Raw genomic sequence first — 8,873 nt, 5'->3', positions numbered from 1 at the left:
CCGTAGTGTTCGACGAGTTGGCTGACGTTCAGTGCATTGTTTGATGGCGGAGCATTGCTTGAGCGAGGCTTCCGAGCTGGGCCCAATAGAGCGCTTAGCTCATCTAGTGACGCCAGTTGTTGCATTTGGGAAAAGATCTGACCAGCGGCGATAGCATCTGCCTCGGCATGATGGTGATTGAAATTTGCATCAGGGAAGAGGTACTCAAATACGGTAGCTAGGGAAGCACTGGGCAGCTCGGGATAGATGCGTCTAGCTAGGCGCATGGTGCAATACCGCGAATTATTGAGAGGTTCTAGACAATAAAGATCAGTAATCTGATTGAGTACTGAACCATCAAAGCCGAAGTTATGTGAAATAAGCGGTAGGTCTTCTACGAAAGATTCTACCTGCCCAATTAGATCGTTCCATTCAGGAGCATCCTCAACGTCTGCCTGACGGATGCCATGGATCCAGGTATTTGCTGGGTGAAAAAATCGATGTTCAACATGCGGTTGGATGAGGGAATGAAAAGAATCTACTAGATGGCCTTCACTATTAAATTTTGCCAAACCAATGGAGCAAGCAGAGGCTCTTTTTCCATTGGCTGTTTCAAAATCAAGAGCGACAAATGGCTGCATAGAAAGACTCTTTCTGATAGTTCGATGCCTTTAGTGGTTAATCCAGATAGGTTTATAGAGCGCCTATTGGGTTTAGATACGCATTTTCGGTATGTGACTGAATTTAGGTGTCAAGGCTGGCTTCCAAGAGGTTGCCTTAATGGTACTAGTTAGTATCTGCTTTACGGGCTCTTCCGGCTACGCACCCCAGATCCGGAAGAGCCGCTTTACTCCCTGCAGGCGTAGCCAATCAGTTTCCTGAGATCTCACAGAGGCAGCTCAAAGTAAAATCTGCTCAATAGCTTCAACACAACTTGGGTAACGGTCAACAGAGACATCTCGGTCATCCATAATCAAGAACTCCGCCGCGCGCCCAAAATCCACAGCCTCTTCCAGCTCCACCACAGTAGCCACCTTGCACAACACATGGTTCTCCGGATAAGCACCGTCATGCTCAATCTGATACTGCTCAACTAGCAATTCCCACAAAGGCCCCTTATCAACCTGGCGGAGCCCTTGAGAAACTGAAACCACATCAACGCCTTTTAGGATTGTAAGTGCTTTCACCCGCTCACGATAGGTACGATATGCGTTGTCGTCATCGCCACTTTCTACGATGAAGTAGGTGAGGAAAACATACTGCTTCTGCATGAGTGAAACTGCCTTATCCTCTAACCTTTATGGAGTCCCTCGAAGGGAAAACGGTCAATTGGGACTGGAAGACAGTGTCGTTTGTAGTGGCCAAATGGAACAAACTCATTGGCGCGCTTTTCTCCAGCAGATGAGGTTTAGGCATGCCCGACGAAGACCCAACCATCATAGTTGTTAAAAGATGGGATTGACCAAATCTTGTGAACATTGCACTTTACCGCGATGCTATCCATCATGGGATTGACCATCTCGGATGCTTGCCCAGCGGGCAGGGCTGAAAGAGACAGTGTCACGGCCGCGACCAGCGAGGCTAGTTTTCTCATTTTGCAACTCCAAGTGTGCGTAAATAGCGACTCAATGTGGTAGCTAGATTAACCTACGGAGCCATTTCGGCCTTGGGCGCATTAAACCATATAGCGGAAGGGGCAAGGCACGATGTTTGTCTACGGGCAACCGAACCCGGATGCGGTGATCGTCAACCGGGTCTTCGAGACGGCCTGACAACGCCCACACGCAGCGGCCATCACGGAATGAGAAACTGGGTGGTCACGGCTCTCCGCCTGAAGTTTGCAACAGCACCCGCCGCACAGATCCGCCGACGTTCGTTGCGATCACGGCACTCGACAATGATGCAACCATGCTCAAGATATTAGCGGGCGGGGGCGCCGGATACATCGTGAAAAGCGCACGGCCGCAGGCCATTATTACTGCGTTGCGAGATGCGGTCTCCGGTGGCACCACCGTCTCTCCTCAGGCATTGAGCAGGCTCGTTGACTACATCCCGAACAAAGACGTCTCCCCCTCTAGAACATCGAAAACATCTCCGATATACGAAAATCTGACGCTAGTAGAGAAAGACGTTTTGGAGCATTTATGCCAGGGGATGTCTAACGCTGACATAGCTGCGACGATGAGGTACTCCGAAGCAACCGTGAAAAAGTATATCTCATATCTTATCTCTCATTTCGGTGTGACATCAAGACTCAGCCTTGCAGTATCGGCAATTCAGTCGGGCCATGTGAATGAAAAAAATGCTGCAAAACCAGTGAATCGTCACTCAGGAAATGCTGTGCAAGCGTAACTCCCCGTTGGACAGAAGCTTATGAAAGCCCTGGATCCCCGATGCCCCATGCCTAAATCCAAGGGCCACTAAAAGGTCCAGGAGCTACGACGTCTTACTCGATCCTTTTCCATTACTATCTCCTGTAGGCCAGAAAATGACCACTATAACTAGAGCTCCGAACAAAACAGAAGACCAGTAAGGCCAGCTCACCAAGGCTGAGACTAATAGTCCAATGGCAGCCAGAGTGGCTATCAGCTTTTGGGTTAGCCTCATATATCTCCCTACTTGTTACTGAAACCTCACGTTTTGGACTGGAACCATCCACGGGCTTGAAGCCATGAGGGGCACTGCCCAAGCGTTTATGTCAAACTGGACTCCATGTGGAGACAAGCCCACTACGACCCCAAGTGTCGCAAAAACTTTACTCAAGAGCGGCTCTGGAATCCAAAGACCCCCGATAGTCATGCCAGCGCCCACAGCATCGACAGTAGTCTTTGAGAGGTAGATACGAGCCCCCCACCAATGGTATTCTACGTCATTTTTTCCTTCTGCGAAAAGTTGCACTCCATCTTGCCCTGGATCTTCAACAAGTGCGCTATCCGGGGTTCTGAAAACAACTGATTTATCCCTAACCAGCTTTGTTGAAGATTCATCATTTCTGCCCTCCTGATCTGCTCATTAGTTGAATGAATATTTGCAGAAACAGCACTGATCTCGGAATCATTCAAGTTTCCTTCGGCACTTCGTGAAAGCTGGAAATTATCCCCATTAAATTCTACGAATGGGTCAGCCTTAACCTTCAAGCTTTCGCTAATCTCTGCGGTGTCAGCCCCCTGACCGTCCAAGCCTGCAGAGGGGGAGGTTTCTGCGTTTTCCCCTTGAACGACTCCCTCAGCTGCCGAAGTCACTGAAGGGACGGCGACTATTGACGCAAAAAAAGGAGAAAACTGTAGCCGTGGCAACTAGTCCCTGACGTTTCATATATGTTTCCTACTCCTAAGCTCATCTTCTTGATCTATGCACTGACACGTATTCATATTATTTAAATATTTGCCATTCACAACGCTTTTAAAATATTGTAAACCTTAGTATATTTCCAATATCCTTTCGAGGGTCCCACACCTCAAAAATCAGCTGCGATTCAACGGCTTGACATATACCAAGTCCGCTACATCCACTATCGATCGTTCATGCAGGATAATCCCCTCTAGGAGAATATTACTAAGCTTCTCCGACATATTCTCGCTAATTTCTCCATGTATTGGAGTATGGGCGAAAAGAGTGAGATCGGGCGCCCGGAATCAGTGAAAGAAACTTCATATTTTGCCAGGGGTGCTGTTGCAAAGTTGGGGCAGTAGGAAGATCGACGTGAAATAATCAGAGCCATGGGTATCTTCTCCGGTCGTCATTTCCCCCGTGACATCATTCTGTGGGCGGTGCGGTGGTACTGCCGCTACGGGGTGAGCTACCGCGATCTCGAAGAGATGATGACCGAGCGTGGCGTGCCGGTCGATCACACCACCATCTACCGCTGGGTCCAGAAATACGGCCCTGAGCTGGATAAGCACACTCGGTGGTACCGGCAAGTTCCTGACTGGCAGGCCCGGTCCTGGCGGGTGGATGAGACCTATATCCGGGTCGGCGGCACGTGGTGCTACCTCTATCGGGCGATCACCGCAGGTGGGCACACCCTGGACTTTTATCTCTCCCCGAAGCGCAATGTCGCGGCGGCCAAGCATTTCCTGGCCAAGACCCTGCGGTCGAACACGTCAGCCGGGTCCCCGCGGGTGATTAATACAGATAAGGCACCCTCCCTGGCCAAGGCAATCTCCGAGCTCAAAGAAGAAGGCATCTGCCCACCGACAGTGGAACACCGGCAAGTGAAATACCTGAACAACGTTCTCGAGGGAGATCATGGCCGGCTGAAACGGATCCTGGGGCCGAAGGGTGCATTTAAGAACAGGACATCTGCATATCGAACGCTGAAGGGGGTGGAAGCGATGCACTCCTTGCGGAAGGGGCAAGGCACGATGTTTGTCTACGGGCAACCGAACCCGGATGCGGTGATCGTCAACCGGGTCTTCGAGACGGCCTGACAACGCCCACACGCAGCGGCCATCACGGAATGAGAAACTGGGTGGTCACGGCTCTCCGCCTGAAGTTTGCAACAGCACCTCCTCGAAGATCCGGTGGAGTGCTTCGGTGAGCTGCCGGTCCCGGATGGATCTGGCTGCCGGTGGCCGTGATTTGAAAGCGTAATAGGTGCTCAGGGCAATCTTCGCGCTGGTTGCTGCCAGTGCGCGGATGATGGGCTCGACCCCGAACTCGTCGCGATAGGTATCGATGAACCGGACGATTACTTCTGTGGGCGGTCGATCTCCGCCGCGAAAAAAGCCGAGGCCTTCTTCAGAATGTCGTTGGCGCGTTTGGCTTCGGCGAGTTCGGCTCTCAGCCTGCGGTTTTCTGTCTTGAGGTTGATCGATTCGGCGGGCCTGTGGGCACCGGAGTCTTTGTGTTTGCGGACCCAGACCCGCAGGGCTTCTTTCGAGACTCCGAGTTCATCCGCGATCCTGGTGACCGCCCCGTGGGCTGTGTCGGGATCGGCCTGGGCATGGAGGACGAGTTCTACAGCGCGCTGCTTGAGCTCGTCGGTGTACTTAATGGGCATGTAGAGATTTCCTTTTCCAGTTTCCTACCCTCCATTAAACCCGGGGCGAACCAAGTTACATCCTTGTCTTTATTCCAAACTCGTATAACACAAGATAACGACCGAGCGCCTTCCCGTTCAGGGGGGGGACCACCGGGATTTGCTTCGGCACAATGAAACGGCACATTTTCACTGGGATTTTACTTTCGCTCGGCCGGTGGAAGTTGTGCCGCAAAAGGACCGCCTAACGGCACAAGGGCACGGCTCCGTAGGCTGTGTTTCCATGAACACTGATCTACAGCTTCTGGCCGAACTCGATAACTGAGTTCGGCGCACCCGCAAAGCGGTTGGCATCTCGCAGGAGGAGCTGGTCCACCGGGTCGGGATGCACCGCACCTACGCCAGCTCTGTGGAATGCGGTGAACGCAATATCAGCGTGCTCAACCTGGTATCGCTAGCCTCCGCCCTCGAAGTTGATCCGGGAGAGTTCATTGCCGGGCTCGCGCGTGAACCTCGCCACGTGCAGAAGTAGCCAGGCCGATAAGTACAGCGAACGAGACTCGGTTCCGTACACCAACGGGCACACCTGGAATCCGGCAACGCCCTAGCGCAATTCAACATCAGGCCCGGTCCTATAGCTCACAGATCACCACCTGTTGAGTAGGCACCTACCGGCCTCGCCACTGCCTGAGCCCCACCCCAAGAAGGATCTATCGGCGCGCCTATATAGGGGTGATTTTATTGTTAAAGGAAGTACTCGGCTGCGCCAATACTATAGGCAGGTTACAGTCAGCTTTTCCACAGTTTTCTCACCCGTTTGGAGTATATTTGGTGTTTCGAAGAAGAATGGTTACGGTGCTTGCCTCCGCCGTGGCCGTGATGGGGTTATTACCCGCGGTGGCTAGTGCGCAGTCCGAGCGGATCGTCACCCCGGAAGAGCGCGACGACTACGTGGCGGAGTTCTATGTCGATCCGGACAACCCGCCCGTGATCGATGGTGTCCGAGGCTTCACTGAGGCCGAGATCGACGAGTACCGGGACAAGGCCCGCCAGGCCGAGGCCTCCGGCCCGCCGCAGGACGAGATCACTCCCGGTGAGCTGAGCATTCGGGCCCTTAACACTAGTTTGTGCGCGAAGGTGGATTCTTCTACTGCGAACTTTGGTGGTATCTCAATACCTGCTAGTTACGACTACTGGGGCTGTTTCAAAAAGGAAGCATCTCCTGATCCTTCATCTTTTAGCCGGCATGACTATTGCACTCAGTCGCCTGATCAGTTCCCCAGCCCAGGAAAAAACGCTGAATTCAGTGGAGCTTGTTCTAAGCATGACATCTGCTACGACAATACAGATGCGCAACGTTCTGGATACGGCCCTTGTAACAGCAATCTCTTCGACAACATGGTCACAATCTGCGCAGCAAATTACGGGCTATGGGATCCCCGACATGCTACGTGCATGAATACTGCGGGAGTTTATTGGACTTTTGTAACAGGAACTCACATTGACGAGAATTAATTTCTTTAGCCAGCGAGACGCAGAAGATTCCGGTGCTGAAAGGGGTAAGAATCTCCCCGCACGAGTCTTCCTTGCACTTTTTCTAGTGGCGCTTGTAGCGGGCTGGTCCTACTCGATCGGAATCGCGAATGATTTTGTCCTAGCGCTAGCGATCATCTTTGCTTCTCTCTTCGCGGTAGCTGGGATTACAAGCGCTCTTACGTTAAGAGCCCCTTCATGGATATTGGTGACTGCAGGAATTGCGGGACTCCTTGTTGCCACGGTCGGCATTTACTTTCGCATCGAGGAGCCGGATGGCATTCTCACGCCTGGGTTTATCCCGCTTGGCGGTGGGGTGGTTCTAGCAGAGCTGGTGATAGCCGCGAATCGCCATTGGAGTAGTCGGCCATAAAACAACATCGAAACCTCGAGGGTGTGCTGTTGCAAAGTGAGAAGGAGAGCTGCGAAGGCTCGGTTTTTCATCCGCTGATGCTGGCTGTAGCTGTCGTTCTCAGGCCGTCTCGAAGACCCAGCTGACGATCACCGCACCCGAATTCGGCTGCCCGTAGGCGAACATCGTCCCCGGACCTGACCCCCGGATGGTGGACACCTCGAAACCAGCATGATGCTGGGACAGGTAACCTGCCACCATGCCGAGCAAGACCTATTCCGAGGAGTTCAAGCGCGACGCCGTCGCCTTGTACGAGAGCTCCCCGGGCGCATCGATCCAGACGATCGCCACTGACCTCGGGGACAACCGCAACACACTCCAGAACTGGCTCAAGAAATACGGCACCGGCGCCCGCACCAACATCTCCACTACCTCGGACGCGCCCTCCTCTGCCTCTGTCACAGAGGCCGAGCGGATCCGTCAGCTGGAACGAGAAAACGCTCGTCTGAGGGAAGAGCGAGATATCCTGCGCAAGGCCGCGAAATATTTCGCGGAAGAGACGAACTGGTGATCCGCTTCCGGTTCGTTGATGACACCCGACACGACCACTCGGTCAAGCGGATGTGCGAGATCCTCAAGCTCAACCGGTCCTCCTATTACAAATGGAAAAGCACTGCTGTTTCGCGCAGAAAACGCCTGTTCAACGACGCTATTCGCGGGGTCCGGGTCAAGACCGTGTTCACCCAGGAACGTGGCTGCTACGGCGCGAAACGCATCACGGCCGAACTCAACGATCAACCAGAGGACCTGAAGGTCAATCACAAGCGGGTCGCGAGGATCATGCGCTCGCTGAAGCTGGTCGGGTACACGAAGAAACGCAAGGTCACCACCACCGTGGCTGATATAATCAAGACGGTGTTCCCTGATCTCGTGGGCCGGAAATTCACCGCCTTGAGGCCGAACCGAACCTACGTCGGCGATATCACGTACCTGCCGATTCAGGATGGGTCGAATATGTACCTGGCCACCGTGATTGATTGTTATTCCCGTCGGCTGGTCGGCTTCGCGATCGCAGATCACATGCGTACCTCGCTGGTCCAGGATGCTTTGCACATGGCTAAGGGGCAGCGCGGCAGCCTGGCCGGGGCAATTTTCCACTCCGACCACGGCAGCGTTTACACCTCGTATGCGTTCCAGGACACCTGCCAGGAGCTGGGGATCAGGCAGTCCATGGGTGCGATTGGCACAAGTGCTGACAACGCGCTGGCGGAGTCCTTCAACGCCGCGTTGAAGCGGGAAGTCCTCCAGGATTCCAAGACGTTCGCGAACCAGGTGCAGTGTCGTCGGGATGTGTTTCGCTGGTGTACCCGCTACAACACGGTGCGCCGGCATTCCTGGTGCAAATATCTCGCGCCAGCGGTGTTTGAGGAGCGTTATCCTGTTATCCTGAAATCTGCTTCCTGATGAAATCCCCCGTGTCTACTTTCCGGGGGTCGGGCCCCGATTGAGTTACCCGGGTGGTGCGGTGATCAGCATGATCATCGGCACCAACTTCGGCTGGATGCTCTGGCCCTTCATGGTGGGGTTCTTTACCCGTCTCGCAGCAGGCTGGGGCGCATTTGCCGGGGCGTTGAGCACAGCGTGTGCGGTCGTGAGCTACTACCTAGTCGATGATCTTCTCGCCCAGAGCAACCCAAGCTTGGCCTCCACGGCGAACGCGATCATGATCTGGGGGATCATTGCCACAGTCGTTGGGTCTGTGTTGGGAGCGTTAGGTTCCGGTGCCCGCGGGCATTCGTGGGGTGCCGGCGCCTGTCTCGCGGTTGGCGGCGGACTCATCGCTGGTGAGCGGGTGGCCGGATACTTCCGACAGTCAAACTACCCGCACCCGCCGGCCGCGCTTTTTGATGCCACGATCGTGTCGTTGTTCGTTCTTGTAGTGGTAGTAGGGGGTATGGCGGTCTGGCAGCTGCAGGGAGGATCAACGCACTCTAAATCGTGAAGAGTCTCATAACCGGTGGTGAGCCT

At 53.9% G+C, this 8,873-nt stretch carries 9 protein-coding genes, 3 pseudogenes and 1 other annotated feature; of the genes and pseudogenes, 7 read left to right on the top strand and 5 right to left on the bottom strand.

Going from position 1 to position 8,873, the window contains the following annotated elements; genetic code table 11:
- Window positions 1-620: exonuclease domain-containing protein (locus C5L39_RS10615; protein ID WP_123048885.1), on the bottom strand; the 620-nt coding region annotated here is incomplete at its 3' end.
- 258 nt (window positions 621-878) lie between these two features.
- The gene (locus C5L39_RS10610) at window positions 879-1,250 is read right to left on the bottom strand and encodes a hypothetical protein (protein WP_123048884.1); all 372 of its coding nucleotides are present in this window, start codon (window positions 1,248-1,250) and stop codon (window positions 879-881) included.
- Between the two features lie 417 nt (window positions 1,251-1,667).
- Between C5L39_RS10610 and C5L39_RS10600 the strand changes: the two are divergent.
- Together C5L39_RS10600 and C5L39_RS10595 are read left to right on the top strand one after the other, a co-directional pair.
- Window positions 1,668-1,751 (top strand): annotated as a pseudogene (locus C5L39_RS10600) (IS6 family transposase); the annotation flags it as partial.
- A gap of 136 nt (window positions 1,752-1,887) precedes the next feature.
- A complete protein-coding gene (locus tag C5L39_RS10595; protein ID WP_123048883.1) occupies window positions 1,888-2,331 on the top strand; it encodes a LuxR C-terminal-related transcriptional regulator in 444 nt (147 codons plus the stop codon).
- Window positions 2,332-2,843: 512 nt separating this feature from the next.
- Here the strand turns inward: C5L39_RS10595 and C5L39_RS10590 are convergent.
- Window positions 2,844-3,221: a hypothetical protein gene (locus C5L39_RS10590; RefSeq protein ID WP_126268763.1), complete on the bottom strand. Its 378-nt coding sequence runs from the start codon at window positions 3,219-3,221 to the stop codon at window positions 2,844-2,846.
- 477 nt (window positions 3,222-3,698) lie between these two features.
- Here C5L39_RS10590 and C5L39_RS10585 point away from each other — a divergent pair, with 477 nt between their 5' ends.
- Complete coding sequence (locus C5L39_RS10585) at window positions 3,699-4,409, top strand: IS6 family transposase (protein ID WP_123048881.1); 711 nt, start codon at window positions 3,699-3,701, stop codon at window positions 4,407-4,409.
- Window positions 4,410-4,580: 171 nt separating this feature from the next.
- Window positions 4,581-4,709 (bottom strand) — a sequence feature (AL1L pseudoknot).
- On the opposite strand, the gene C5L39_RS10580 is transcribed toward C5L39_RS10585, so the two are convergent.
- Window positions 4,670-4,981, bottom strand: coding sequence for a transposase (locus C5L39_RS10580; RefSeq protein ID WP_123048880.1), 312 nt, complete (start codon window positions 4,979-4,981; stop codon window positions 4,670-4,672). Its footprint overlaps the feature before it by 40 nt.
- Before the next feature lie 319 nt (window positions 4,982-5,300).
- On the opposite strand from C5L39_RS10580, the pseudogene C5L39_RS10915 reads away from it, so the two are divergent.
- Both C5L39_RS10915 and C5L39_RS10570 read left to right on the top strand, forming a co-directional pair.
- A pseudogene (locus C5L39_RS10915) lies at window positions 5,301-5,492 on the top strand (helix-turn-helix domain-containing protein); the annotation flags it as partial.
- A gap of 323 nt (window positions 5,493-5,815) precedes the next feature.
- Window positions 5,816-6,475: a hypothetical protein gene (locus C5L39_RS10570; protein WP_126268762.1), complete on the top strand. Its 660-nt coding sequence runs from the start codon at window positions 5,816-5,818 to the stop codon at window positions 6,473-6,475.
- 490 nt (window positions 6,476-6,965) lie between these two features.
- Here the strand turns inward: C5L39_RS10570 and C5L39_RS10975 are convergent.
- Window positions 6,966-7,043, bottom strand: a pseudogene (locus C5L39_RS10975) (IS6 family transposase); the annotation flags it as partial.
- Window positions 7,044-7,104: 61 nt separating this feature from the next.
- On the opposite strand from C5L39_RS10975, the gene C5L39_RS10560 reads away from it, so the two are divergent.
- Together C5L39_RS10560 and C5L39_RS10555 are read left to right on the top strand one after the other, a co-directional pair.
- Window positions 7,105-8,309 (top strand): IS3 family transposase gene (locus tag C5L39_RS10560; RefSeq protein WP_425453885.1). Its coding sequence is split into 2 segments (ribosomal slippage): window positions 7,105-7,402 and window positions 7,402-8,309, totalling 1,206 coding nucleotides; the frame shifts between segments, so codons are not numbered across the junction.
- 70 nt (window positions 8,310-8,379) lie between these two features.
- Window positions 8,380-8,847 (top strand): DUF6518 family protein, encoded by a 468-nt coding sequence (locus C5L39_RS10555; RefSeq protein ID WP_123048875.1) that lies wholly within the window; start codon window positions 8,380-8,382, stop codon window positions 8,845-8,847.
- Window positions 8,848-8,873 lie beyond the last annotated feature (26 nt).

This window comes from Corynebacterium alimapuense, assembly GCF_003716585.1.
GTDB lineage: Bacteria > Actinomycetota > Actinomycetes > Mycobacteriales > Mycobacteriaceae > Corynebacterium > Corynebacterium alimapuense.
The sequence above is the reverse complement of the archived record's forward strand: the minus strand, read 5'-3'. Positions and strand labels throughout refer to the sequence as shown.